Origin of the sequence: Rhodococcus sp. IEGM 1370, from assembly GCF_033142325.1 — a bacterium.
Classification (GTDB): domain Bacteria; phylum Actinomycetota; class Actinomycetes; order Mycobacteriales; family Mycobacteriaceae; genus Rhodococcoides.
Window position 1 is genome coordinate 383,434 of record NZ_JAWLRY010000002.1, and the last position, 23,685, is coordinate 407,118.

Annotated in this window: 24 protein-coding genes and 2 pseudogenes; 17 read left to right on the top strand and 9 right to left on the bottom strand. The window is 64.0% G+C overall.

From position 1 onward, the window contains the following. Positions 1-37 precede the first annotated feature (37 nt). From R4P47_RS04990 to R4P47_RS05005, 4 genes are all read right to left on the bottom strand, one after another. Positions 38-403, bottom strand: a complete 366-nt coding sequence (locus R4P47_RS04990; RefSeq protein WP_317784171.1) for a hypothetical protein — start codon at positions 401-403, stop codon at positions 38-40. A gap of 30 nt (positions 404-433) precedes the next feature. Continuing rightward, positions 434-946, bottom strand: coding sequence for an LppA family lipoprotein (locus R4P47_RS04995; protein WP_317784172.1), 513 nt, complete (start codon positions 944-946; stop codon positions 434-436). Between the two features lie 95 nt (positions 947-1,041). After that, positions 1,042-2,760 carry an alpha/beta hydrolase gene (locus R4P47_RS05000; RefSeq protein ID WP_317784173.1) on the bottom strand — a complete coding sequence of 573 codons (1,719 nt, stop codon included), beginning with the start codon at positions 2,758-2,760 and terminating at the stop codon, positions 1,042-1,044. Further along, positions 2,757-3,053: a hypothetical protein gene (locus R4P47_RS05005; protein WP_317784174.1), complete on the bottom strand. Its 297-nt coding sequence runs from the start codon at positions 3,051-3,053 to the stop codon at positions 2,757-2,759. Before R4P47_RS05005 ends, R4P47_RS05000 begins: the two co-directional genes overlap by 4 nt. Before the next feature lie 572 nt (positions 3,054-3,625). Here R4P47_RS05005 and R4P47_RS05010 point away from each other — a divergent pair. The 8 genes and pseudogenes from R4P47_RS05010 (at position 3,626) to R4P47_RS05045 (ending at position 11,834) form a co-directional block, all read left to right on the top strand. Next, complete coding sequence (locus R4P47_RS05010) at positions 3,626-5,089, top strand: hypothetical protein (protein ID WP_317784175.1); 1,464 nt, start codon at positions 3,626-3,628, stop codon at positions 5,087-5,089. Between the two features lie 278 nt (positions 5,090-5,367). Then, positions 5,368-5,511, top strand: coding sequence for a hypothetical protein (locus R4P47_RS05015; RefSeq protein WP_317784176.1), 144 nt, complete (start codon positions 5,368-5,370; stop codon positions 5,509-5,511). Continuing rightward, positions 5,508-6,401 (top strand): type II toxin-antitoxin system death-on-curing family toxin, encoded by an 894-nt coding sequence (locus R4P47_RS05020; RefSeq protein WP_317784177.1) that lies wholly within the window; start codon positions 5,508-5,510, stop codon positions 6,399-6,401. Before R4P47_RS05015 ends, R4P47_RS05020 begins: the two co-directional genes overlap by 4 nt. A gap of 655 nt (positions 6,402-7,056) precedes the next feature. After that, positions 7,057-7,504, top strand: a pseudogene (locus R4P47_RS05025) (IS1380 family transposase); the annotation flags it as partial. 415 nt (positions 7,505-7,919) lie between these two features. Next, positions 7,920-8,573 (top strand): annotated as a pseudogene (locus R4P47_RS05030) (DNA-processing protein DprA); the annotation flags it as partial. 95 nt (positions 8,574-8,668) lie between these two features. Further along, positions 8,669-9,451, top strand: a complete 783-nt coding sequence (locus R4P47_RS05035; protein WP_094669808.1) for a siderophore-interacting protein — start codon at positions 8,669-8,671, stop codon at positions 9,449-9,451. 69 nt (positions 9,452-9,520) lie between these two features. Further along, a complete protein-coding gene (locus R4P47_RS05040; RefSeq protein WP_317784178.1) occupies positions 9,521-10,447 on the top strand; it encodes a tyrosine recombinase XerC in 927 nt (308 codons plus the stop codon). A gap of 208 nt (positions 10,448-10,655) precedes the next feature. After that, positions 10,656-11,834, top strand: coding sequence for a MinD/ParA family protein (locus R4P47_RS05045; RefSeq protein ID WP_316629671.1), 1,179 nt, complete (start codon positions 10,656-10,658; stop codon positions 11,832-11,834). A gap of 13 nt (positions 11,835-11,847) precedes the next feature. Here R4P47_RS05045 and R4P47_RS05050 read toward each other — a convergent pair whose 3' ends face one another. Then, positions 11,848-12,345, bottom strand: a complete 498-nt coding sequence (locus R4P47_RS05050; protein ID WP_317784179.1) for a M23 family metallopeptidase — start codon at positions 12,343-12,345, stop codon at positions 11,848-11,850. 346 nt (positions 12,346-12,691) lie between these two features. Between R4P47_RS05050 and rpsB the strand changes: the two genes are divergently transcribed. The 6 genes from rpsB (at position 12,692) to R4P47_RS05080 (ending at position 17,785) form a co-directional block, all read left to right on the top strand. Then, the gene (gene rpsB, locus R4P47_RS05055) at positions 12,692-13,594 is read left to right on the top strand and encodes a 30S ribosomal protein S2 (RefSeq protein WP_317784180.1); all 903 of its coding nucleotides are present in this window, start codon (positions 12,692-12,694) and stop codon (positions 13,592-13,594) included. A 160-nt stretch (positions 13,595-13,754) separates the two neighbouring features. Further along, a complete protein-coding gene (gene tsf / locus R4P47_RS05060) occupies positions 13,755-14,579 on the top strand; it encodes a translation elongation factor Ts (RefSeq protein ID WP_037189637.1) in 825 nt (274 codons plus the stop codon). A gap of 176 nt (positions 14,580-14,755) precedes the next feature. Further along, the gene (pyrH, locus tag R4P47_RS05065) at positions 14,756-15,484 is read left to right on the top strand and encodes a UMP kinase (RefSeq protein WP_032397808.1); all 729 of its coding nucleotides are present in this window, start codon (positions 14,756-14,758) and stop codon (positions 15,482-15,484) included. 55 nt (positions 15,485-15,539) lie between these two features. Beyond that, positions 15,540-16,097: a ribosome recycling factor gene (gene frr / locus R4P47_RS05070; RefSeq protein WP_121870139.1), complete on the top strand. Its 558-nt coding sequence runs from the start codon at positions 15,540-15,542 to the stop codon at positions 16,095-16,097. A 36-nt stretch (positions 16,098-16,133) separates the two neighbouring features. Then, positions 16,134-17,048: a phosphatidate cytidylyltransferase gene (locus R4P47_RS05075; protein WP_317784181.1), complete on the top strand. Its 915-nt coding sequence runs from the start codon at positions 16,134-16,136 to the stop codon at positions 17,046-17,048. After that, the gene (locus R4P47_RS05080) at positions 17,021-17,785 is read left to right on the top strand and encodes a class I SAM-dependent methyltransferase (RefSeq protein ID WP_317784182.1); all 765 of its coding nucleotides are present in this window, start codon (positions 17,021-17,023) and stop codon (positions 17,783-17,785) included. Before R4P47_RS05075 ends, R4P47_RS05080 begins: the two co-directional genes overlap by 28 nt. 43 nt (positions 17,786-17,828) lie before the next feature. On the opposite strand, the gene R4P47_RS05085 is transcribed toward R4P47_RS05080, so the two are convergent. After that, the gene (locus tag R4P47_RS05085; protein ID WP_094642195.1) at positions 17,829-18,671 is read right to left on the bottom strand and encodes an HpcH/HpaI aldolase/citrate lyase family protein; all 843 of its coding nucleotides are present in this window, start codon (positions 18,669-18,671) and stop codon (positions 17,829-17,831) included. A 102-nt stretch (positions 18,672-18,773) separates the two neighbouring features. Further along, the gene (locus R4P47_RS05090; RefSeq protein ID WP_149405994.1) at positions 18,774-19,193 is read right to left on the bottom strand and encodes a lipopolysaccharide assembly LapA domain-containing protein; all 420 of its coding nucleotides are present in this window, start codon (positions 19,191-19,193) and stop codon (positions 18,774-18,776) included. A gap of 159 nt (positions 19,194-19,352) precedes the next feature. On the opposite strand from R4P47_RS05090, the gene rlmN reads away from it, so the two are divergent. After that, positions 19,353-20,504, top strand: coding sequence for a 23S rRNA (adenine(2503)-C(2))-methyltransferase RlmN (rlmN, locus tag R4P47_RS05095; protein WP_094642194.1), 1,152 nt, complete (start codon positions 19,353-19,355; stop codon positions 20,502-20,504). An 8-nt stretch (positions 20,505-20,512) separates the two neighbouring features. On the opposite strand, the gene R4P47_RS05100 is transcribed toward rlmN, so the two are convergent. Beyond that, complete coding sequence (locus tag R4P47_RS05100) at positions 20,513-20,782, bottom strand: DUF2631 domain-containing protein (protein WP_149405992.1); 270 nt, start codon at positions 20,780-20,782, stop codon at positions 20,513-20,515. 217 nt (positions 20,783-20,999) lie between these two features. On the opposite strand from R4P47_RS05100, the gene puuE reads away from it, so the two are divergent. Then, positions 21,000-21,899, top strand: a complete 900-nt coding sequence (gene puuE / locus R4P47_RS05105; protein WP_269593730.1) for an allantoinase PuuE — start codon at positions 21,000-21,002, stop codon at positions 21,897-21,899. Between the two features lies 1 nt (position 21,900). Here the strand turns inward: puuE and R4P47_RS05110 are convergent, their stop codons facing one another. Next, on the bottom strand, positions 21,901-22,422 hold the full coding sequence (locus tag R4P47_RS05110) for a DUF1990 domain-containing protein (protein WP_317784183.1): 522 nt from the start codon (positions 22,420-22,422) through the stop codon (positions 21,901-21,903). Between R4P47_RS05110 and dxr the strand changes: the two genes are divergently transcribed. After that, positions 22,421-23,683, top strand: coding sequence for a 1-deoxy-D-xylulose-5-phosphate reductoisomerase (gene dxr / locus R4P47_RS05115; protein ID WP_317784184.1), 1,263 nt, complete (start codon positions 22,421-22,423; stop codon positions 23,681-23,683). The two genes, R4P47_RS05110 and dxr, sit on opposite strands and share 2 nt — an antisense overlap. Positions 23,684-23,685 lie beyond the last annotated feature (2 nt).

Here is a 23,685-nt window from a genome sequence, read left to right on the forward strand (position 1 = left end):
ACCGCAAATAGGGCCTACCGAACTGAGTCGCCGGTCATCAGTTCCGGCCGAGTGGATTCTGGTTGAAATTCTGGAAGTAGGTGTCGTCGTCTTCGACGGGCTGCGCTGGGGACGCCGGCATGATAGCAGTGGTGCGCTGTACGAACGAGGTGATCGCGTGGGCGTCGGGATCGCTGAGAACATCCTGCATCGCGTCGACCACCTGCGGCATCTTGTCGAGGAGCGCTGCTCGGTACGCAGCCAGGATTACGTCGGCATCTGGGTGGTGAAGTGCGACCAGCCGGTTCTCGGCGTCGACCTCGACAGCGATACCGCCGACCCTGCCGACACCACGAATCTCGCGCACGACCGATTGTGCGCGTTTTACTTTCGCACCCAGCTCTTCGAATGCGCTGTTGGACATCGTCACCGGAACCTTTCGATACGCGGATGGTCACGGGTTCGGCGTGACAGGAGGCTGCGGAGCCTGTGCCCCCGGCATTTTCGCCTGGGGCAAACGACATCCCGTGTTCGCGGAGATGACGGCACCGGTGCTGCCGATGAAGATGGCCGTGCCATCAGGACTGTAGAAGCGAACCTGGTGTCGGCTGGGATCGTCATGAAAGATTTGATACTCGGTCGCGCCCACCGCGGCAGCGAGAGCCTTGGCATGTTCGAATACCCGCGGCCATATCGAATCCGGGATCGGCCCCTCCGACACATAGTTCTTCAATTTGACGTCGTCACCGTCGGTCCCATCGAACGGCCGGCTGCAGCCGCCGACACTTCGCTCGCGTATCCAGGTCCACTTCATACCGGGTACGAGGGTGTCGACGAATGCTCCGATCTGCACGACGGCACTGTGGACCTGCATTTCGGTGTCCTCGAGCGACGGCAACGTCTCGAGGATCGCGGCTGAGTCCGCCGTCACGGCCGGGCTGGATTTTTCGTACGGGTTGTCGAGCACGTCTGATCCACATCCTGTCAACGTAAGGACTGAGGCGACGGTCAGTGCCGTCATCCACCGTCGTGATCGGGTACCGGTCGTTCGTCTCTCGTACATCATCGGGTCAGGTCCATCAGGCCGTCGAGAATGTCGATACCTCCGGTTTTCAATGCCGGGTCACCGGTCACGAGCAAGCCGGGCACATCGGCCAGACCGGCGATGACGACGGCGGTGTTGTAACCCGATGTACGCAATTCGTTGTTGTCCCCCAACCTCGGGTAGTCGCTGTGCCCTGTCGCGCCTTGGCGCGCGACACCATCCGCCGTGGTCGTCGCATCGGTGTCGAGGTGGGTGAACTCCGACATGTATCCGGGACTCCATCCGAAGCGGTTCATGTGCGCGACGGGGTCGTCGTGCGCGGTCATCTCGTACGCGTGCCCGGGTGCGATGTTGAGCTTGTCGAGACTGCTGTCGAAGTCGTGGCCGGTACCCAGGCCCGGAGACCCGTAGACCATCACATCGTCGACAATTCCCTCGGGAGTCTCCTGCAGCGCGAGCCCGGTGGTGAACGACCCGTACGAATGCCCGACAGCCGTCAGATGTGGGTCACCGTCATAGTTCGACGCGTCGATGCCCTCGTAGAAGTGCGACAAGTTGGGTGCTGCGGCCTGCGCGTTCCATGGCTGCGCCACCTGAATCAACCCCGTCGCACTCTCCTCGGAGAAGTAGTCGTCTTTGTCGAGTTGTGGTGCGTCGTAACCGATCCAGGCGATGGTCGCCACCGTCTCACCCGCATGGTCGACCGTGTCGTCGAGTTGCTGCTCGGCGGTCATCTTCATCTGTTCGCCCTCCTCGGTCATGGCCCCGATGGCACCGCCGACGGTGGTATTCAGACCCGGCGTGGTGACGGACACGTGATCGGCTGTGTCCGGGTTACCGACCGCTACTGCCGCGTGGGTTTGTGCACCCGACTGAGTGTCGAGGAGCATCAGCATCCGGTTGGGATCTTTCTCGATGGTGTCTCGGACGGCCTGTAGGTCCACGAGCCGATCCGACACGGTCGGGTCGCACGCCTGCGCGCGGGACATCTCGTCGTCGAGCTTGATTCGGTTGTAGTGATCACGATCGACGACGGGGAGGCCGTCGCGGTTGCCGATGTAGTTGTCGTGGGCGAACAGCGCGTCCTTGTCGGCCGGGGACAGTGTGGACCACATCTCGTGCAACTGCGCCGGGTCCGACGGCAGCGACGTCGTGCCGCTGATGATGTCCGATACGACCGGGCTGATGGCCCCGTCCTGAGGCGAGTTGGAGGCGACGTCGAGTTGTTGCTGCGCGGCTCGAATAGCCTGCGCTGCACGCAGTTCCCCGTCACCGAATTGTGCGAGGAGGGCCTTGATGCGCACCTCGATGTCGTCGGCCTGCCTGTCGAGTCGACTCTGCAGAAGCGCCGCGATGACTACAGCGCCGCCGATCGGAACGGTCGGGGCCGTCACCGCGCCGTCGTCGGACACCGTCATACCAGCGCCGGGTGCCTCTAGGTCCACGATGGCCAACAGCGACGTGCGTATGCCGTCGAGTACACCTCCGTGGGAGGCGTGCGCTTCGGCGATGGCGATGACGGCCGTGTCGATGTGCGAGGCGGCGAGGGTGTCCGACAGACTGCGCGCCGACGCGGCTGCCGCCGCCTCCCCCTGCCACTTGTCCATCGCCGCGTCGACCGCACGGTCCATTCGGTGGATCTGATCGGTGAACGAACTGTTCGACGCCAGTAGAGACGTGGCGTAGTCCAGCATCGAACTCGGTTGGCAGCCCCGCACGTGCGAGATGGTGGTCACCGCGGGGCGCCGGCTTCGTAGCGCAGCAACTGAGAGCTGAACGCCTCGTCGACGTCCTCGTAGCTCGTCGCGCTCCACTCACACGTTGCCGACATTTCGTTGATGTTGAGGGCGATGCGTGCGTACGCCTCCGCCGTCGACCTCGTGCTCTGCTCGGAGTCCGCGGCAATGGGCGAGCCCGGCATCGTGACAGTCGCCGTGATGCTGATGGCGTTGATCGTGCTTGCGGTATCGGTGAGTATTCTACCGAGCGCTCGAAGCTCCCCCAGATCGACTGCCAGCAATTCGCCCACTTCTCGCCCCCCAGCGAATCCACCGGCGCGGTCGGACCAGCGCCATATTGCCAGCAGGCTAACACGCCGCGACAGTTAGAACTCGTAGCGGTTTGAACAAAGGTGCGGCTGCTCGTGGAGTTTGGGATTTTCGTGTGCACCGAGTGACGTGGCGCAGGCATTGAGGTACGTCGTCTACTGCTCTGCATCTGACAGTTGCAGCCGTTGGTCGAGCTCGAAGCAAGGCGAGTTTTCCGAATGAAGTGCTCGTTGGCCGCATTCACGAATCCGTCGGAGATGCTGCACCGGGGATCAGTACTGCCACCGACCGGCTCTCCGATTCGCGTTGGCCGTTACCTAGACTCATCGAACTTGGGTTCTCGTTCAGCCTGTTTCGGTTCCTTCAATCTCGATCTATCTGCCCATAACCGCCTCTCCAAGCCACACCACGGTCAAAATCCGACTCCGTGGCTCTGCCGCTGTTCGCCGACTCGCGAGACAGCCCTGTCCAATCAAACCGCATTTTGAACCATTCGATCCGCTTATGAACACTCGTGCGTGAAACCTCAGCGACTGTCTGTAAAGATCCCTGAATGGTCGATGAGGAGTCAGGGGCAACCGAAACCGTGCCGGCGCATGTGTGGGAGTTCGCAAACGAGCAGGACCAGTTGAAAAAGGCCGCAGACCAGATGCGGGGCTTCTTGTACGAGCTGTCGACCGAGGGGCTGATCCCCGTACACACCATCGAGACGCGGGCGAAGAGCCTCACCTCATACATGGAGAAGTGCAGTCGGATTGACGACGGCACCGGTGCGATCAGGTACCAGAATCCACTCTCTGAGATTGACGACTGCGTGGCGGCAAGGGTGATTGTGTACACGACGCGAGCGCGGAGAGACTTCCTGAGCCTTTTGACCACGCGATCCAAGACTCGGGATCATGCGAATCCGGGCAAAGAGAAGCACAACGGATATGACAGCGACCACTTAGTTGTGACCTCGATTGAACTGCCGCACCTGAACGCGCGCTACCCCGACCTTGGGGCGTACTTGCGCAAACGACCAGGTCTCGAGGTCCAGATTCGGACGGTGGCGGGTCACGCATGGGCGGAGTACGAGCATGACGTGCGTTACAAATCGGCCGCATACAGAAATCTGGAGCCCGGTCCGCGGAAACGCGTAGACCAGTGGTTCATTGAGGCTGGCGGCCTCCGGCGCTATCTCGATCAGGTTTTCAACGAGATCGATGAGTTTCTCGTGCCAAGTACCGAAAACACGGCTAAAGCTGACGAGGGTGTTGACGACAGTGCAAGCGAAGCTGCCGATGGCCTCGCTGACCCGGACGATCGGTCACTGGACCTCGACACTCTGACCTCTCTGATCAATGACCGGTATCGGGGTGCGGCGCCCGGGAGCGAAGAGGCGGCGCAGGAGCTGCTCGATCAGCTCGACACTCTCGGCATACGCACCGTGGCCGAACTGCAGACCGTATTGGATCAGAACGACCCGGACGAGGTCGCCTCTCTGATGGACTATCCCATCCCGGTCTCCGCCACGCGCCGCCTCGATGACGAACTCCTCGCAGCTTTCACCCGCAAGTATGTCGACGCTGCAGCGCCGAACGAGGCTCGACAACAACTTTTGCGGCTGCGACTTCGCCGAGTGGATGGCAGGTTCACCATCTATGTCCTGGAGCCGAAGGGCAAGGAGCGCACTCGACCCATCGCGGCCGCTCGAGCTGTCCGAGAGTTGACTCGGCTCGTCGCCGACGAACTGGGACCGGAGCAGGCATGCATCGAGCATGCAATTGCCTTGGAGCGAGGCGATCTTCAGGCTCATACCAATCCGCGGGTAGTCCAGGTGGGTGACACAGCGATCTACGTCGCAACCAACCTGAACCGCGCCTACTCCGAACAGTTGATGAGGCAGCTGGTTGACCGCCTACCGCGCAACGAGATCCTCGTTCTCAGAGCCGGCGACCAGATACTGCCGTCGTTGGCCAACCAGCAAGCTGAGAATGATCCGCAGGAACTATCGGAGATGCCCATTCAGACGTAGCATCCTGCGCTGGCGGTCCGCGTCGATGTCATGATCGTGTGTGTCTTTGGCTGGCGCGCATGCTGCCGCCTTGGGGGGTGGGTTTGCCTGCACGTGGCGGAAGCTTCAACCGCGATAAGCGTTAGGTGGGAGCTGCTGGTTGCGCTTGTCATCCGGTGCGCGGCAGGGCGGCAAAGCGACTCAGTTCGCTGCGGTGGCCCGACGGATTCGAAGGCTTAATGCGCCGAGAACGCAGCAGTATCTGCTGCGCCTGGCCTATGGCCGGTACTGTCAGACAGGTGAACACCGAACACGATCTCGAGCTGCACTCGCTTGGTGTGTCGCCGTCCGCCTCCGAAGTTGCAGACCTCGAGGAGACGTTGCGTCTGGCACGTGGCGAAGCCCGCCGGTGGGAGACGCTTTTGACTCGATTGGCGAAGTGACTCGCTATCTGAGCGCTGAAGCACTGATCGCCATCAACGCAGAACACGGTGGCGCAGGGGCGGGCGTTGCAGACCTCGCGGGTATCGAATCCGCCGCACACCGCCCGCAGACCGAAGCCTTCGGAACCGAAATCTATCCGGACATTTGGTCCAAGGCTGCTGCGTACATCCACAGCCTTGCCAGCACTCAGTACTTCACCGACGGCAATAAGCGCACCGCATGGCTTGCGGCAATGACGTTCCTGACCCTCAACGGCCATCGGATGCCCCGGATCGGTGATGCCGACTCCGAAGCGCTCGTTCGGTGCGTAGCCGGAAATTTGTTCGCCAGCGACAGCGAACCAGACCGCACGATCGAGGTTGCGGCCGACTGGATACAAACTCGCTACGGGCAGCGCAACCGAGTCGGACCCGCCATCGACCCCAGGCTCGAATTCGTGCAGCTGTGCTATCACTACGAAGTCGACCCGGGCCAGGCCGTTTACTCGATTGCCAACGCCGGATTCGACATCCTGTCGGCCCCGAACGGATTTCCCCATCCGGGCGATTTCTACATGCTCGGCCGAATCCACTGGCGTCCCGTCGACATCACTCGGTCCCATACCCTCACCACTACCGTCATAGCTCTCGATGGCACTAAGCGTGTCAATCGGGCTAGGAAGTCCGAAACACTTTCGGGTTTCCCGATGCTTGAGAGCGACAAGTGGCAGTACCCCAATGGCATCGTGCCGTGGACGTTCGTGACCGACATCGACGCAGTGTTCCTCGAAGCCGGGGAGTACGTCATTCGCCTGGATATTGACGGAGAGTGCGCCGCAGAGCATGCCCTGACTGTCGTCCAGTTCGGGGCAGCACCACCGGACATTGCATCCCTTCACCCGAGCAGCTGACCACCGCGTTTCGCGGTGCGACCGTACCGGACCGAGAGGCGTCGGCGAAGCCGACCTCGGAATGCTATTGACGCGATTAGGCAACCCCTGCCGTCGCCGCAGATTTGTCCGAGCAGGAGAAACGCCGTGACTGTCACCCTCACCACGATCGACCGCAGCGCGCTGACCCTGCTGATCGTGCCGGTATAGGTGCTCCCGCCCGCCGACCTGCCGCAGGCCTAACCCATCGATCTTCCTCGCACGCAGCGGTACCGCAGTGCGCTGCGCCCCCGACGGGTGGGTGCTGCGACGGCCCGAGCACGAAGAGTTTTAAGAGCGCTTCGACGCCGTGTGCGCCGAGTTCGGCATCGACGCGCAGCTTAAACTCGCCGTCCCACAAGCGCTTCGTCCGGGCGGACGGGTCGACGCGAGCGACCGGGTCCAGGCTGGTGCCCGCCTTGTCAGGCGCTCACAGCCGGAGGGCTTTAGCTCCGCGCAGCAACCGCGGCTAGTTGCCAGGTGTTGCGCCACGCGGCCGCGCTCACCTAGACAGAGGAGGTCGTCGCGAGGGCAACACGTCGCCCTGAACTGGGAAAATTGAACGTGGGAAAGTACCAATCCAGCGAGTTCAAGGAGCACCGTTCCGGTGAGTTAGTCAACGTCGTCGTTCCCCGCCCTGTCCGTCCATGCCACCGGGACCGGTGTTGTGTCGCACGCCGGAGCCCTCACGTAGCTGCGGGCGGCAGAGGCCACAGGGCTGGCGTCCGCGTTGTCGACGGGCCTGGCGTCTTGGCGGAAACCGTTGGCGCAGTTCGACCCCAGGAAAGTCGTGCTCGATCTTGCGACGGCGTTGGCGGTCGGTGGAGACTGCTTCGCCGACATCGCCACCGCGCGCGAACGCAGCGCCGTGTTCGGGAAAGAGCGGGCACATTTAGAGAAGGAATCAGCTGCGCCTACTTACAAACGAGGATTCGGATTTCACCCCGCTGCTCGCGTTCGTCGACCACGGGAGCGACGGAACTGGTGAACCTGTCGCAGCGTAGCTCCGGCCCGACAACGCCGATCACAACACTGCCGACGGCCACCTCGATCTGACCCGAAAAGTGTTGGCGCAGTTATCGATATTGATCACGGTGGCGGATTTCAGAACCGCCGCCCTTGGCTTGAGTAGAGCAAGACGTTGCGGGAAATTGTTTGCGGGGGATGGATTTCATCACGGTCGTCGGCTCCAAGTTTCAGAACCTCGCCTCCTGGAAGCCAATTGCTCTGCTTCGCAGTCATTTTCGCCAGTTTGCTGCAGTTGGGGATGTCGAGAAAATGTCGGCGTTGGGCTCCTCACCAGCACAATGGACACGGCAAAAGCCACGGTGGCATGTTCCAACCTGTCAGCCTGCAACTGGCCTTCCCTGCGGTTAGACAGTGCCTTCGGGGTGACTTCTGGTCTGTTGCATGTAAGCTGAGCTTCTAAACGTAGTCCTACCTGCGAATTAGTCCTAAATACAGGGTAATCGAGCAACAGTGCAGACACGCGATAGAACTTTCGGTATCGACGCCGCGGCGCACCGGGCGGCTCTCGGAGTCGAGGGTACGACGATGGCGGTACTCGCCTGTGGCGTCGATCGCGCATATCCAGCGGGCCATTCGCGGTTACTGCGGCAGATCGCTGCCAGTGGCCTGGTTCTCAGTGAATACGCGCCGGGTACGACACCGGCAAAGCATCGTTTCCTCGCTCGCAACAGGCTCGTCGCGGCACTCGGATCCGCTGTGGTGGTCGTCGAGGCCGGGTGGCGCAGCGGCGCTCGCAACACAGCGGCGTGGGCAGCGAAATTGGGTAGGCCCGTGCTCGCGGTCCCTGGGCCGGTCACCTCGCCGACGTCCACGGGCTGCCACCGCATGATCCGGGACGGCGAGGCCGTGCTGGTGTCGAGCTCGCACGATGTCGTCGCCGAGGCGGGTGCACTCGGGTCCCCGGAGGAGCCTCGACCCGACCTCTTTCGGGAGACCGATGCGCTGTCGGACACTGCCCTGTTGATCTACGACGCGTTGCCGGCCACCGGTTCGGTGTCGAGTAGAGAGCTGTCCGAGCACTCCGGTGTTCCGCTGAACAAGGTGCGTGCATCCCTGCCGGTACTGGAGATGGACGGATTCGTCGCCAGCGACGAGACCGGATGGTTCCGCGTCGTGCGTGGGTGAGCGCACCACGATTCGAGAGCCCAACGGTAGGGTGTTAGGTAATGCTTAGTCGACGCATCGGCTGTCGGCGTCGTTCACTCGAAGAGGGGTCAGAAGTGCCACGCAAGAAAACCACCCTGTCCGTCCTGCGCACCGAAGCGCTCACCCCGCACATGCACCGGGTCTACCTGGGTGGGGCCGGCTTCGACGACTTCGATGCGATCGACGAGACCGACGCCTACGTCAAGTTGTTCTTCGGGACCGATGACGAACCGATCATGCGCACGTACACCGTTCGCTCGGTCGATACTCGCGCTCGGGAGATCGCCATCGACTTCGTGGTGCACGGAGACGAGGGAGTCGCCGGGCCGTGGGCCACCCGGGCGAAGCCGGGGGACGAGATGTCGTTCTTCGGCCCGTCGGGTGGGTACGCCCCACGACCCGACGCGGACTGGCACCTCTTCGCCGGCGACGAATCGGCGATTCCGGCGATTTCGGCTGCCGTCGAAGCGCTCCCGGAGGATGCCGTCGCCAAGGTCTTCATCGAAGTTGCCGACAGGCACGACGAGATCTACATGGAGACGCTCGCTGTCGTCGACGTGACCTGGATTCACCGGGGTGCGTCCTCGAACGAGGTGGGAGACGACCGAGCCGGAGACAACGCACCGTTGATTGCAGCGGTGAAGGAAACGGAATGGCTGCCGGGGCAGGCTCAGGTCTTCGTGCACGGAGAAGCCCAGGCCGTCATGCACAACATTCGGCCCTACATCCGTAAGGAGCGCGGGGTCGGTGCCGAGTGGGCCTCGATCTCGGGCTACTGGCGTCGCGGCCGAACCGAGGAGACGTTCCGAGTGTGGAAGCGCGAACTCGCGCAGGCCGAATCCGGTGTCGACGCCTGATCGCGCGACGACCCACCTCGGACGGCGTGTCCGGTTGTCGCGCGGCCTGCCAGCGCCCAAGCTGAGCCCATGACCGATTCGCTGCCGCCTCACCTCGGCATTCACGTCGAGGAGTTCGCCGAACATCTTCGACTCGGTCGAGAGCGTTCCGAGCACACGATCCGGGCCTACGTCTCCGATGCTCATTCACTGCTCGCGCACTTCGCTGAGTCCTCGCCGGATGCGACCATCGCCGACCTCGACCTCCGGGCGGTGCGTTCGTGGTTGGCCACGCACTCGGCCGCCGGATCGGCCAGAACATCGATGGCGAGACGAACCTCGTCGGTGAGGACGTTCGGGAAGTGGCTCGAACGGGTGGGAGCGGTGGCGGTGGCACCGGCGGAACGCCTGGCCGGTCCGGCCGGCCACCGTACGCTGCCCGGTGTTCTTCGCCACAGCCAGGCGGAGCACGCGTTGGCCGCGGCCGAATCGGGCGCCGCCGAACTCGACCCCATCGCGCTGCGGGACAGGCTCATCGTCGAGTTGCTGTACGCGACCGGGGTGCGCGTGGGGGAGTTGTGCGGACTCGACATCGACGACGTGGACACCGAGCGTCGCTTGATCCGTGTGCTCGGCAAGGGCAACAAGGAACGCTCGGCACCGTACGGTGCGCCGGCAGCGCATGCGGTCGAGAACTGGCTGGTCAGCGGCAGACCCGAACTGGCCTCGGATCGATCCGGTGCCGCATTGCTGCTGGGGCGTCGAGGTGGACGGCTCGATCAACGGCAGGCCAGAACGGCGGTGCACGAGGTACTCGACACCGTCCCCGGTGGTCCCAGCCTCGGTCCGCACGGCCTGCGCCACACAGCGGCAACTCACTTGCTCGAAGGTGGAGCCGATCTGAGGGTGGTGCAGGAGCTGCTCGGCCACGCCTCTCTGGCGACCACCCAGATCTACACACACGTCTCGGTGGAACGGCTGCGCGCCGTGCACGATCAGGCTCATCCCCGGGCATGAGCCGAGCGTCGGCGGCGCAACGTTTGGTAGCGTCGTGGACGACTGACGACACCGAATACGGGGGACCGTGGACCGCGACCGACCGCAAGGTACTTCGGAGACGTGGTCCATGCATGTCCGTGACGGCTCTGCCGCCGACCATCGGAATCCCCCTGGTCGATCGGACAGCGCACGCGACAACGGCAGTGGGCCCGTATCGTCGGGCTCGATGTCCACTCCCCGTTCGACGCCTCGGCAACCTCCACCCTGGCAGACGCCCGACTCGGGCGATCGACAGCCGTTGCCGCCGAGGTACAACCCGCCGGTGCCGCTCGAGCCAGGGCCGCCGGCAGCGCAGCCGGACCGGTACCTGCCGGTACCGCCACACACCGAGGATTCGCGAACGCAGCCGGATCGGTGGTCGCCGCAACCGTGGTCGGGGGCGCCCAACGCCTACCGACCCAACAGTCAGGATCTGGGCGCGGATTCGTTGCTCAAGCGTCCCAAACGAGCGTCGAACTCCGGCTGGCGGCGAGGAGTGCACCGACTCACCGGCGGAGTCATCAACCCCGGTGAATCGACGGCGGAAGAGCGGTACCGAAACCAGGTCGAACGTATTCGGCAGCCGGTGCTCGGCGACTACCGGATCGCGTTTCTGTCGCTCAAGGGTGGCGTCGGCAAGACGACGACCACGCTGGGTCTCGGTTCGACTTTCGCGTCGCTGCGCGGAGATTGCGTCATCGCCGTGGACGCGAACCCCGACTTCGGCACCCTGGGTGAGCGAGTTCCGCGGCAGACGTCGTCGACCGTGCGTGATCTGCTCGCCGCGGCACCACACATTCGTCGTTACTCCGACATCCGCGAGCACACCTCGCAGGCACCGAGTCGACTCGAAGTGTTGGCAGGCGAGCGCGATCCCGCAGCGTCGGAGATGTTCGGCGAGGAGGACTACCGCGCCGTCATCGACATGTTGCAGGTGTACTACAACCTGATCCTGACCGACTGCGGTACCGGGATCATGCACTCGGCGATGAACGGGGTGCTGCAACTGGCGAACGCACTGGTTCTGGTCAGCTCGCCTGCAGTCGACGGTGCGCGCAGTGCTGCGGCGACGTTGGACTGGTTGGAACTGCACGGCTACGGACACCTGGTGGAGCGGACCGTCGTGGTGATCAGTTCGGTTCGCCCGGGTTCGTCGGCGGTGGACATGAACCTGCTGCAACAGCATTTTCTCGAGCGCTGCCGCGCTGTGTTGGTGATTCCGTTCGACGAGCACCTAGCCGAGGGTGCAGTGGTCGACCTCGACCTGTTGCGTCCCCAGACTCGAAGCGCGTTCGTCGAACTCGCCGCGATGGTGGCCGACGATTTTCCTGCGGCGTCCGGCAGGCACTCCGGCCCCCAGCGCTGAGTATGATCTGCCGTCATTCGTCGAGGGGTTTCAACCTGATCGGGCTTGCGCGCACCGTCGCCGTGGGATCGAGGTAGTCGCGGCCCCGTCTGATGCCCCAGTGAAGGCACGTCGACGAGCAGCCCTCGTGCCCCGATGTCACCGAACCCAACACGGTCCCTCGCCGAACCCGCGTGCCGGCGGCAACCGACGCCGACACCGGTTCGTACGTCGATCTCAGTCCGCTCGGATGATCGACCGATACGACGGGCTTGCCCGCTACCGACCCGGCGTAGACCACGATTCCGTCGGCGACGGCGAGAACCGACTGGCCCTCGTGGGCGGCGAGGTCGACACCACGGTGGCCGGGCAGCCAGTTCTGCTCGGGACGGTCGAACGGGGTGACGACCTGCGGTTTCGGCTGCAGCGGCCAGGCGAATGCGCCTGGTTGCGCCGAGGCGACCGGCGTCGAGAGCGTTACCGCGGTGACGAGGCACACCGCGAGTGCGCGGAGCGTGAGAGAGATGTTCACCCGTCGACCATGTCGTGGATATGAGCAATCGAACGAACCAGGACGCGATTTGTGGACAAGAAGTTTCTTTGTCCACAGGCATCGGAATCCCTTGACAGTCGGGCCTGGTTATGACGGGGGCCGTGGCAGGTCTACACTCGTCACTTGCGGCCTGTGCGTGCACGGGTCGACTTCGCGCGTCCGCGTCATCGCATCGTCTGCCTCGAGCAGAATCACCGATACGAGAACCGGTTGTCGGCGGTCCTGAGATCTTCGTGATGTCAGGTCCGGCAACTTCAGCGGGCGCCAGGGCAGAGGTCACCGACACTCTGCGTCAACCGCACCATCGAAAGAGAGTTATTCAGCCATGGCTGTAGTAACAATGAAGCAGCTGCTCGACAGCGGCACACACTTCGGACACCAGACCCGTCGCTGGAACCCGAAGATGAAGCGATTCATCTTCACCGACCGCAACGGCATCTACATCATCGACTTGCAGCAGACTCTGACCTTCATCGACAAGGCCTACGAGTTCGTCAAGGAGACCGTCGCCCACAACGGCACGGTTCTGTTCGTCGGCACCAAGAAGCAGGCGCAGGAGTCCATCGCCGCTGAGGCAACCCGCGTGGGCATGCCCTACGTGAACCAGCGCTGGCTCGGTGGCATGCTCACCAACTTCCAGACGGTGCACAAGCGTCTGCTCCGCCTCAAGGAGCTCGAGGCCATGGAGCAGACCGGTGGCTTCGAGGGACGCACCAAGAAGGAAATCCTCATGCTCACGCGTGAGATGACCAAGCTCGACCGCACCCTCGGTGGCATCCGGGACATGTCCAAGGTTCCGTCGGCCATCTGGATCGTCGACACCAACAAGGAGCACCTCGCGGTTGCCGAGGCTCGCAAGCTGAACATCCCGGTCATCGCGATCCTCGACACCAACTGCGATCCCGACGTGGTCGACTACCCGATCCCGGGTAACGACGACGCGATCCGTTCCGCTGCGCTGCTGACCAAGGTCGTCGCATCCGCAGTCGCCGAGGGCGTGCAGGCGCGAGCAGGTCAGAACACTGCATCCGACGCCAAGCCCGAGGTCGGCGCAGGCGAGCCCCTCGCCGAGTGGGAGCTCGAGCAGCTCGCTCAGGCTTCACCGGCAGCAGAGGCTCCCGCAGCAGAGGCTCCCGTGGCGGACGCCCCGGCAGCGGACTCTCCCGCAGCCGATGCCCCGGCAGCAGAAGCACCGGCAGCAGAAGAAGCACCGGCCGCTCAGGCTTGATCGAATTCGGTCCCGGTTCACCCTCAGGGGTGGGCCGGGGCCGCTTCGGTATGTCAGGGTCGAGGTCGGCACGGCTCCGCAACGAGCCCGTCGATCACGCCCTGAGAACAGCATTTTTCGTCAACGCACGTACCCAGACATTTGAGGAGGCTCGCCCACGATGGCGAACTACACTGCCGCCGACGTCAAGCGGCTCCGTGAGCTCACCGGCTCCGGAATGATGGACTGCAAGAACGCGCTCGCCGAGAACGACGGCGACTACGACAAGGCCGTCGAGTACCTGCGTATCAAGGGTGCCAAGGACGTCGGCAAGCGCGCCGAGCGCAACACCGCCGAAGGCCTCGTCGTCGCCGAGGGTGGAGTGCTCGTCGAGATCAACTCCGAAACCGACTTCGTGGCCAAGAACGACGAGTTCCAGACGTTCGCCGCATCGGTTGCAGCGACTGCTGCAGCAGGCAAGCCTGCCGACGTCGATGCCCTCAAGGCGCTCGACCTCAACGGCAAGACTGTCGAAACGGCTCTGAACGAGCTGTCGGCCAAGATCGGCGAGAAGCTCGAGCTGCGTCGCGTCGTGTCCTACGACGGCAACACCGCGACGTACCTGCACAAGCGCAGCGCGGACTTGCCGCCTGCCGTGGGCGTGCTCGTCGAGTACACCGGTGACGGCGACGCCGCAGGCGATGCCGCGCGCGCAGCTGCGATGCAGATCGCCGCCCTCAAGGCCAAGTACGTCACGCGCGACGAGGTCCCCGAGGACCTGGTGGCCGCCGAGCGTCGCATCGCCGAGGAAACCGCTCGCGAAGAAGGCAAGCCGGAACAGGCACTGCCGAAGATCGTCGAAGGTCGCGTCAACGGATTCTTCAAGGACGTCGTTCTCACCGAACAGAAGTCGGTGCAGGACGGCAACAAGACCGTCAAGGCCATTCTCGACGAGGCCGGCGTCACCATCACCCGCTTTTCACGCTTCGAGGTCGGTGCCAGCTAGTCTGCGCACCGGTTCGGTCGAGCGATGCCGTTCATTCGATTCCATCGAGTGGGCGGCATCGCTCGTGCGCGGGGCAGGTGGGTGTGCAGGCCGGAGCCCTGTCCACCACCCGGGCCTCGATAGGGCAGGATGATCCAAGAGGAAACCGTAGTGTTCGACGAGTACCGAGGAGAGCTATGACCGATCCGGCCCCTGACCGTCCCGGGTTCCGACGCGTGATGCTCAAACTGGGTGGGGAGATGTTCGGAGGCGGCCAGGTCGGTCTCGATCCGGATGTCGTGAACAACGTTGCCGAACAGATCGCCGAGGTGGTGGCCACCGGGGTTCAGGTCGCCGTGGTGATCGGCGGTGGCAATTTCTTCCGTGGTGCCGAACTGCAGCAACGCGGCATGGACAGGTCTCGCTCGGACTACATGGGCATGCTGGGTACCGTCATGAATTGTCTTGCGCTGCAGGACTTCCTGGAGAAGCAAGGCGTTGCCACCAGGGTGCAGACGGCAATCACGATGGGCCAGGTCGCCGAGCCGTACCTTCCGCTCCGCGCGCGACGGCACCTGGAGAAGGGCCGCGTGGTGATCTTCGGAGCCGGCATGGGCATGCCGTACTTCTCCACCGACACCACCGCTGCGCAGCGTGCACTGGAAATCGGTGCCGAGGTGTTGTTGATGGCCAAGGCAGTGGACGGCGTGTACTCGGCCGATCCGCGCCTCGACCCCGACGCGACGATGTTCGACACCATCACGCACCGCGAGGCCATCGAACAGGGACTCAAGGTCGCCGACGCAACGGCCTTCAGCCTGTGCATGGACAATCAGATGCCGATGCTGGTGTTCAATTTGCTGATTCAGGGAAATATTGCTCGCGCTGTGTCCGGTGAGAAGATCGGCACGCTGGTCACGTCGTGATCGTTGCCGACGGTGACGTGAGCGAATCGAAGACGAAGACGATGGAGGACAGATCGTGATTGACGAAGCTCTCTTCGATGCCGAAGAGAAGATGGAAAAGGCCGTATCGGTTGCACGTGACGATCTGTCCTCGATTCGCACCGGACGTGCAAACCCCGGAATGTTCTCCCGCATCGTCATCGAGTACTACGGTGCTCCGACGCCGATCACTCAGTTGGCCAGCATCAGCGTCCCCGAAGCGCGCCTGGTGGTCATCAAGCCGTACGAGTCCAGTCAGCTCGGACCGATCGAAACTGCTATTCGCAACTCCGACCTCGGTGTCAATCCCACCAACGACGGCAACCTCATTCGAATCGGAGTTCCTCAGCTCACCGAAGAACGTCGCCGCGAATTCGTCAAGCAGGCCAAGGGCAAGGGCGAGGACGCGAAGGTGTCGATTCGTAACGTCCGCCGAAAGACGATGGAAGAGCTCAAGCGAATCCAGAAGGACGGCGAAGCAGGCGAGGACGAGGTCGTCCGCGCCGAGAACGATCTGGACAAGACCACTGCGAAGTACACCGCCTCGGTGGACGATCTCGTCAAGCGCAAAGAGGGCGAGCTGATGGAGGTCTGACTCGACCTCGACAGCTGCTTTTCACGACGGACGACGATGAATTTCGAGGAGATGACGACAGTGGTGGGACCGGATCGGCAGGAGGGCAGCGGTACGCCCGCTGCCTCGTCCGGGGTCGCTGCCGCGAAGTCCGCCGGGAAAGCCGGCCGCAATCTGCCTGCCGCGATCGGCGTCGGCGGGTCGTTGGGTATCGGGTTGATTCTCGTGCTCGTGTTCGTCCCGCTGGTGTGGATCGGTGTCGTTGCGGTTGCGTTGGCCGTCGCGACGTACGAGGTGTCGAAGCGCCTGCGCGAGGGCGGCGTTCTCGTGCCCCGCATCCCCCTGATTCTCGGCGGTCAGGCGATGATCTGGCTCGGCTGGCCGTTCGGGGCAGTCGGTGTACTGAGCGCAGCGGTCGGCACCATCGTGGTCTGCATGGTGTGGCTGCTGCTGCGGCAGGGATTCGGCACCGCTCCGAAGAATTACCTCGAAGAGCTCTCCGTCACCGTCCTGGTGGCCTGTTGGCTGCCTCTGCTGGCCTCGTTCACCGTGCTGATGGTGCTGCAGGACAACGGCGCAGGACGCATCCTGGTGTTCGTCATCGGCGTCGTGTGCTCGGACATCGGCGGCTACATCGCGGGAGTGTTGTTCGGAAAGCACCCGATGGCACCGGCCATCAGCCCGAAGAAGTCCTGGGAGGGGCTCGTCGGGTCTCTCATCTTCTGCATCATCGGATGTCTACTGACCGTCACGCTCATCCTCGAGGCCAACTCGCTGATCGGCATCCTTCTCGGAGTGGTGCTGGTGGTGACCGGCACACTGGGCGATCTGATCGAGTCGCAGGTCAAGCGTGATCTCCGCATCAAGGACATGGGCACCCTGTTGCCCGGCCACGGCGGCATCATGGACAGGCTCGATTCGCTGTTGCCCTCGGCTTTCGTGGCATGGCTCGTCTTCACCGTGCTCCTCTGACCGGACTGCTCTCAGGCGTGCGCAGCGATCCCACCGCGGTGATTCCCAGCCCGAACATCTGGAATTGGCCGCACCTGTACGAGGCGGAGAACCGCGCTCAGGACGTCGACGGTGCCCTGTTCGGCGCGATCAGGTCCGTCGCGGACTGGACAGCGAAGACGATCGTCGACGTGGGCTGCGGAAGCGGTTTCCATCTTCCGATATTCGCGGCCGACGCCGAACGGGTACTGGGCATCGAGCCGCACGAACCACTCGCTGACGCTGCGAGAACGCGAGTCGCGGACCTGCCGAACGTCGAGGTGAAGACTGCGCGGGCGGATTCGCTCCCGATCGGCGACGGCACCGTGGACGTCGTCCATGCCCGCACCGCGTACTTCTTCGGACCGGGCTGCGGGCCGGGAATAGTCGACGCCATGCGGGTGCTCGCGCCGGGAGGAGCGTTGGTCGTCGTGGATCTGGATGCAACCGCGTCGCCGTACGGGGATTGGATGCGGGCCGATCTACCGCGCTACGACCCGTCGACGGTCGAGGCGTTCTTCGACGCACAGGGTTTTGCGCTCACCCGCGTGGACACGAGATGGTCGTTCCCGAATCGACGCATACTGCGCGATGTGCTGGGAATCGAGTTCGGACCGCGCGTTGCGCGCGATGCCGTGAAGTCGGTGGACGGTGTCTCGTTCGAGGTCCGGTATCGAGTTCACGTTCGATACAAGCCGACCGGAATCGAGCTGCGCTAGCGAGCCGGTGGGACTCGGCCGACGCACCTCGACTGCGGGGATGTCAGGAGGCGGCGGAAATCCCGAAGATCTCGGCCAGTTCGTTGATCTTGAGTGCTTTCGCCAGGCGAGGCAGGTCGCTTCCATCCTTGACGTGCGCTCCGTCGGCACCGAGGGCATCGATGACGTCACGGGCCCACGACACATCCGTCGGTGACGGGGCGAGCTCGCGGTTGACGATGGCAGCCTGCTCCGAGTGCATGCACAACTTGCCCGTCATGCCCATCGACAGGGTCAGAGCTGCGTCGCGTCCGAGGATGCTGTCGTTGGCCGTCAGCGTCGGTCCGTCGATCGGTCCCGGAATGCGCGCTGCGCGTGAGGAGACGACGAGGCGCGAACGGGGGTACGCCATAGCCAGCGGGTCGTCGCTCATACCCGTGTCGCGGCGGAAGTCGCCACTGCCGAAAGCGAGACGGAAGGTCGACTCCGCACGGGCGATCTCCGTCGCGGCTTCGAGGCCCATCGCGGACTCGACCAGTGCCAGGATCGGAGTGCCTGGTGCCAGGCGAGCAGCTGTGGCCTCGACCTGACCGCCGCTCTCGGTCTTCGCGAGCATGACGCCGACCAGTCCGGGCAGACCGGACAACGCGGCGAGGTCATCGGCCCAATACGGGGTCGTTGCATCGTTGATGCGCACCCACGCAGAGTTTCCTTCGCCGAGCCACTGCACGACGGCCTCGCGCGCGGCCGGCTTCTTGGCCGGAGCGACTGCGTCCTCGATGTCGAGGATGACGGCATCGACTCCCGACGCGACGGCGTCGCCGAAGGTCTCGGGCTTGGTGGCCGGCACCAGCAGCCAGGACCGGGCTCGGTCCGGGGCGACGCCGGATGCCACAGGTGTCTCCATGAAAGTTGTCACGTCATGCTCCTCGAGTGAAGTGGGGCACCCCAAGCCTGATCGATTCAGTGAGTCAGCGCCAGCTTCTGTACATAGTGTTCACGAGTGGCGCTACTTCTTCTTGGCCGAACGTCGCACCTGAAGGATTCGAGCGCCGCCCACCATTGCCATCACCAGCGCGCCGGCGATCGCGGCCAGCAACATGCTGATGCCGAGGGGCAGATCGAGCTGCCACGCGAAGATCTGGACCGTGACGGAGTCGAGATTCTGCACGATGAACACCAGCAGGATCACCAGGACCACAGCTCCGACCACCAGGCCGGTCCACAGGGCGGCGGTGCGAGTGTGGGCGATATCGGTCGGAGCGGCAGCCTGTCGCTCGGGAACGAACTCGGGATCGGGAGCGGAATGGCCGTCCGAATCCGGAGTCGTGATCGGAGCGAGGTCGCCCGAGGCGCTGTGCTCGCCGGGGTGCCCTGCGCCCGATTTGTCCAGCGATGTCTCGTGATTGTCGTCAGCTCTGGTGGCCATGTCGATGATCCTTCCGCACGTGAAGGCCGAATGCACGTGCATCCGGCCACGACCTCGATACCCATCGGATAACGGACGGAAACAGTCGCGAATAGGACTGCGAGGCGATGGGGTGGACAATGGTGGAATGCAGTGTCACCGAAAGATGTGGGGTGGAGTATGAGCGACTCCGTCGAGGCAACGAACACGTCGACCGAGCAGAAGAGGCCCAATCTCCCCTTGGTCTTCACTGCGCCGCGTCGCGGTATGCCGTCGCGCCACCTCGCCGACCTGGACAAAGAGGGTCTGCGGGATGCGGTGAAGGCGCTCGGTCTACCTGCGTTTCGCGCCGATCAGCTGGCCCGGCACTACTACGGGCGCCTAGAGGCCGACACCACCAAGATGACCGATCTGCCGGCCGAGGCCCGCGAAAAGGTCGGTGCCGATCTCTTTCCCACGTTGCTGACGCCGATCAAGCACCTGGCATGTGATGACGGTGACACTCGCAAGACCCTGTGGAAGGCTAACGACGGGACCTTGCTCGAGAGCGTTCTGATGCGGTACCCGGATCGGGCCACCCTGTGCATCTCCAGCCAGGCCGGCTGCGGAATGGCCTGTCCCTTCTGCGCGACCGGCCAAGCAGGTCTGACGAGGAACCTGTCGACGGCCGAGATCGTCGACCAGGTCCGTTCGGCTGCAGCCGACCTGCGCGACGGCGTGGTCCACGGAGGCGAAGGTCGACTGTCGAACGTGGTCTTCATGGGGATGGGCGAGCCCCTGGCGAACTACAAGAGGGTCGTCTCCGCGGTGCGCAAGATCGTCTCGCCCGCACCCGACGGACTCGGTCTCTCGCAGCGCTCGGTGACGGTGTCGACGGTCGGTCTGGCACCGGCAATCCGCAAGCTGGCCGACGAGGGACTGTCGGTGACGTTGGCGGTGTCGCTGCACACGCCCGACGACGAACTCCGCGACACGCTGGTTCCTGTGAACAACCGTTGGTCGGTGGCAGAGGTGTTGTCGGCGGCAAGGTACTACGCAGACCAGACCGGTCGTCGTGTCTCGATCGAGTACGCGATGATCCGAGACGTCAACGACCAGCCGTGGCGAGCAGACATGCTGGGCAAGAAGCTGCACAAGGCACTCGGCTCACGAGTTCACGTGAACCTGATCCCACTCAATCCGACTCCGGGTAGCGAATGGGACGCCAGCCCGAAGCCGGTGGAGAGAGAGTTCGTCCGACGGGTGATTGCGCAGGGCGTCTCGTGCACCGTCCGAGACACCCGCGGTCAGGAGATCGCCGCAGCGTGCGGTCAGCTGGCAGCCGAGAACTGACTCGGTTGCTAGCGGGGCTTACGGCGGACGATGACGTCTCGCACCACGAGCCCGACCAACATCGCGGCGAATCCGACCAACCACAGATCCTCGACCTTGCCGGTGTGGTTGCCGATCATCATGAACAGCAGGAACACGGCGACGACGATGGCGGCCACCCGCATCGCGCGATTCGATTCACCACTCCACCCCCACTCGGCGGACGGCACGTCCGGCACCTCGTTGCGGGTATCGACGACCGGGTCGTACGAAGCGGATTCCAGTTCGGTATTTGCCACCGGTCGGTCCTCTCGGGTGATGAATTCTCGAAGTCGTCCTTCACGAGGCGTCGAGCCTGCCGCGTTCGGACAATATTGGCATACGACCGCCCGTCGTAGCCATCAGGGTTGTGTGCTCATCCGGCGCGACTGCCGACTTCGGTGAGAGACTGCGGCGGTGACGTCCGAGCGCCTTCCGCATCCACTGACCCAGTTTCCGCTGAGCTACCCCCGAGACATGGTGGGGTACGGCCGCACGCCGCCGCACGCCCAGTGGCCGGGTCAGGCCAACATCGCCGTCCAGTTCGTCCTCAACTACGAGGAGGGTGCGGAGAACAACGTCCTCGACGGTGACACCAAATCCGAGACGTTCCTCTCGGAAATGATCGGGGCGCAAGCCTTTCCGAACCGGCACATGAGCATGGAGTCGCTGTACGAGTACGGCTCGAGGGCAGGCGTGTGGCGGGTGCTGCGGGCGTTCGAGAAGCGCGACCTACCCCTGACGGTGTTCGCTGTCGCCAAGGCCATGGAACGAAACCCGGAAGTGGTTGCCGCGCTTGCGGAATTGGGCCACGAGATCGCCTGCCACGGTCTGCGCTGGCTGTCCTATCAGCAGATCGACGAGAACGTCGAGCGTGAGCACATGGCCGAGGCCGTGGCCATCCTTCAGGGCCTCACCGGCTCGGCCCCGCTCGGGTGGTACACCGGGCGTGACTCTCCGAACACCCGGTCGCTCGTCGTCGAGCACGGCGGCTTCGTGTACGACTCGGATTCCTACGCCGACGATCTTCCCTACTGGGAGAAGGTCTCTCGTGGCTCCGAGGTCGTCGATCATCTGGTGGTGCCGTACACCCTCGACACCAACGACATGAGATTCGCGTCGCCGGGAGGGTTCTCGACCGGGGACGAGTTCTACGCGCATCTACGGGACGCGTTCGACGTGCTGTACGCCGAGGGGGAGAACGGCAGCCCCAAGATGCTCTCGGTCGGACTGCACTGCAGGCTTGTGGGCAGACCGGCTCGTATCGCCGCCCTCGAGCGATTTCTCGATCACGTTCAGTCCCACGACAAGGTGTGGGTGGCCAAGCGAATCGACATCGCCGAGCACTGGCGCGCGGTGCACCCACCCTCCTCCTGACTCAGCGCGGCGACCGGCACGCCGACGCCAACGCCGTCAGATAGCGGTCGGTGAACAGGGCCTGGACTCGCTTGCCCACCGGACCGCCGAGCCTGGTGTACCAGCGGCCGGGGTTCGAGAACGCGGTGATGTGCGCGGACACCGTCCCGTCCTCGGGGGAGTAGTCGACGTAGAACAGTTCCTCGCCGGACTCGGGATGACCGTCGAGGGTGCCGTAGGCGAAGCCCTGTCGGTTGGCTTCGTCGATGACGTAGACGACACGGCAGGGGATGCGAACGGGCCCGAGCGTGAGAACGACCACGGCGTCGGGGACGGCGGTGTCGTGGTCGGAATGGACCTTCAGTCCGGTGCCGCGGTGCATGTCCCAGCGCATCAGCGTGTCGGCTGCGGCCACGAAGTCCTCGAGCCCGGATCCGATGACCCGCGACTTCTCGACGTGGTGGTAGCCGGACGGGAGCCTGCCGCTCGTCGCCCCTACGTCGACGTAGTTGAACGATGCCGCGCGATACTTCGAGACGTCCATGCCCTCCAGCGTGCCAGCTACGGCGGCACATAGGGGTTTCTCAGCCTCGGTAGGCAACAATGGACCGGTGCCAGACCATCGTGAGCGAACGACCTCCTCGGATCGTCCCGAGCCGATTCGAGTGTTGCTGCTGGGCAGCACCGGCTCGATCGGAACCCAAGCGCTCGACGTCATCGCCACCGACCCCGACCGTTTCGTCGTCGTCGGTCTTGCTGCGGGCGGTGGAAACATCGACCTACTTCGCCGTCAGATCGCCGAGACCGGTGCTCGACGCGTGGCCGTGGCCGACCCCGCCGCTGCCGCCGAGCTCGACTTTCCCGGGGTTCTCAGCGGGCCGCGCGCGGTCACCGAGCTCGTCGAGTCCACGCAGGCGGACGTGGTGCTCAACGCGCTGGTGGGCTCGCTCGGTCTCGAGCCGACGTTGGCGGCGTTGAAGACCGGAGCCCGGCTGGCGTTGGCGAACAAGGAATCTCTGGTCGCCGGCGGGGAACTGGTGCTCGCTGCCGCCGCACCAGGACAGATAGTTCCGGTGGACTCGGAGCACTCGGCGCTGGCGCAGTGCCTGCGCAGTGGCCACCGAAGCGAGGTGGATCGACTGATCCTGACCGCATCGGGCGGCCCGTTCCGTGGGTGGAGCGAAGCGGAACTGAAGTCGGTGACGCCTGCCCAGGCCGCGGCTCATCCGACTTGGTCGATGGGTCCGATGAACACGTTGAACTCGGCAACCTTGGTCAACAAGGGCCTCGAGTTGATCGAAGCGCATCTGCTGTTCGGGGTGCCCTACGACAAGATCGACGTCACCGTGCATCGGCAATCCATCGTCCATTCGATGGTGACGTTCGTGGACGGATCCACCATTGCCCAGGCCAGCCCGCCGGACATGAAGCTTCCGATCGGGTTGGCGCTCGGGTGGCCCGATCGAGTTCCCGATGTCGCGCGTGCACTCGATTTCACTGCAGCGTTCTCCTGGGACTTCGAGCCACTCGACGATCGAGTGTTCCCCGCCGTGCAGCTGGCCCGCGAGGCCGGAATCATGGGCGGGTGCACGACGGCGGTGTACAACGCGTCCAACGAGATCGCCGCCGAGGCGTTCCTCGCCGGGCGCATCGAGTTCCCGCAGATATTGCAGACGGTGCGCGCCGTGGTCGATGACGGCAGTGGACAATGGTCGACGGTGCCGACCGACGTGGACGACGTCCTCGCGGCGGATTCCTGGGCTCGCGCACATGCGCGTGAGCTCCTGAAACAGAAGGGCCTGTAGAC

Excerpts from the sequence above, each read along its gene's own strand:
- R4P47_RS05080 (WP_317784182.1), top strand. The coding sequence starts at position 17,021 with ATGGCTCGTCTTCACCGTGCTCCTCTGACCGGACTGCTCTCAGGCGTG.
- rlmN (WP_094642194.1), top strand. The coding sequence starts at position 19,353 with ATGAGCGACTCCGTCGAGGCAACGAACACGTCGACCGAGCAGAAGAGG.
- puuE (WP_269593730.1), top strand. The coding sequence starts at position 21,000 with ATGGTGGGGTACGGCCGCACGCCGCCGCACGCCCAGTGGCCGGGTCAG.
- R4P47_RS05045 (WP_316629671.1), top strand. The coding sequence starts at position 10,656 with ATGTCCACTCCCCGTTCGACGCCTCGGCAACCTCCACCCTGGCAGACG.
- pyrH (WP_032397808.1), top strand. The coding sequence starts at position 14,756 with ATGACCGATCCGGCCCCTGACCGTCCCGGGTTCCGACGCGTGATGCTC.
- tsf (WP_037189637.1), top strand. The coding sequence starts at position 13,755 with ATGGCGAACTACACTGCCGCCGACGTCAAGCGGCTCCGTGAGCTCACC.
- R4P47_RS05010 (WP_317784175.1), top strand. The coding sequence starts at position 3,626 with ATGGTCGATGAGGAGTCAGGGGCAACCGAAACCGTGCCGGCGCATGTG.
- dxr (WP_317784184.1), top strand. The coding sequence starts at position 22,421 with ATGCCCTCCAGCGTGCCAGCTACGGCGGCACATAGGGGTTTCTCAGCC.
- R4P47_RS05110 (WP_317784183.1), bottom strand. The coding sequence starts at position 22,422 with ATGGACGTCTCGAAGTATCGCGCGGCATCGTTCAACTACGTCGACGTA.
- R4P47_RS05075 (WP_317784181.1), top strand. The coding sequence starts at position 16,134 with ATGAATTTCGAGGAGATGACGACAGTGGTGGGACCGGATCGGCAGGAG.
- R4P47_RS05085 (WP_094642195.1), bottom strand. The coding sequence starts at position 18,671 with ATGGAGACACCTGTGGCATCCGGCGTCGCCCCGGACCGAGCCCGGTCC.
- R4P47_RS04990 (WP_317784171.1), bottom strand. The coding sequence starts at position 403 with ATGTCCAACAGCGCATTCGAAGAGCTGGGTGCGAAAGTAAAACGCGCA.
- rpsB (WP_317784180.1), top strand. The coding sequence starts at position 12,692 with ATGGCTGTAGTAACAATGAAGCAGCTGCTCGACAGCGGCACACACTTC.
- R4P47_RS05040 (WP_317784178.1), top strand. The coding sequence starts at position 9,521 with ATGACCGATTCGCTGCCGCCTCACCTCGGCATTCACGTCGAGGAGTTC.
- R4P47_RS05090 (WP_149405994.1), bottom strand. The coding sequence starts at position 19,193 with ATGGCCACCAGAGCTGACGACAATCACGAGACATCGCTGGACAAATCG.